This window comes from Vibrio sp. 970 (genome assembly GCF_033339075.1).
Map to the genome: position 1 here is coordinate 1 of NZ_JAWOTW010000563.1, position 591 is coordinate 591.

The 591-nt window shown below is 46.9% G+C and carries 2 protein-coding genes and 1 pseudogene; all 3 read right to left on the minus strand.

Annotation, left to right across the window (positions count from 1 at the left end; all coding sequences use genetic code 11):
* Nucleotides 1-141, minus strand: a 141-nt coding sequence (locus tag R7Q11_RS27880) for a YqaJ viral recombinase family protein (RefSeq protein WP_225467199.1), incomplete at its 3' end; no start/stop codon positions are given.
* A gap of 61 nt (nt 142-202) precedes the next feature.
* Nucleotides 203-346 (minus strand): hypothetical protein, encoded by a 144-nt coding sequence (locus R7Q11_RS27885; protein WP_015066581.1) that lies wholly within the window; start codon nt 344-346, stop codon nt 203-205.
* 82 nt (nt 347-428) lie between these two features.
* Nucleotides 429-591: pseudogene (locus R7Q11_RS27890) on the minus strand (phage recombination protein Bet); the annotation flags it as partial.

Consider the following 591-nt stretch of genomic DNA (forward strand, 5'->3'; position numbering starts at 1 on the left):
TCCAGTTTTTTCTGCCCATAATCGCCAAGGTGTTTTGTAGGGTGAACGCCCCATAATAATTGGGGCTTCAGATGCCGTAACCCCTGCAATGCGCCACTGGTGCCATGCAGGAGTACGTTGTGATAGGTCGATAACCTTCATATTGTCTCCTTTGAGGGGGAGACTCCCCCGAAGGAGAGAACTCCCCTTCAGGGTTAAGTGGTTACTTTGCAGCTTGTGCTAACGCTGTTTGGTGCTGAACAACACTTGCTTGAACCGAATCAATTGCCGCTTTACCGGCTTGAATCGAACCTAAGACAAGGGCAACAACCAATACCAAGCGAAAAAGTGAGGCTGATTTAGTCATGGAAGATCTCCAAAAAAAAGACGAGACCTTCCCCCTGACGGGAGAATAATCCCGCCAGGGTTAGTAAAATGAATGCGTTGTGCTAAGAAGCTAAAGGCTGTGTGAGCGCTTTGGCTGCTTGTTGCTGTGCATTAAATATTTCTTGTTTCGCAAACGTCAGTTCAACACCTTGAAAATGTTCATTGGCATATTCCAATGCACTATTCCAAGCGTTTGAAGCTTCCGCCCGCTCGATAAGCTTGTAA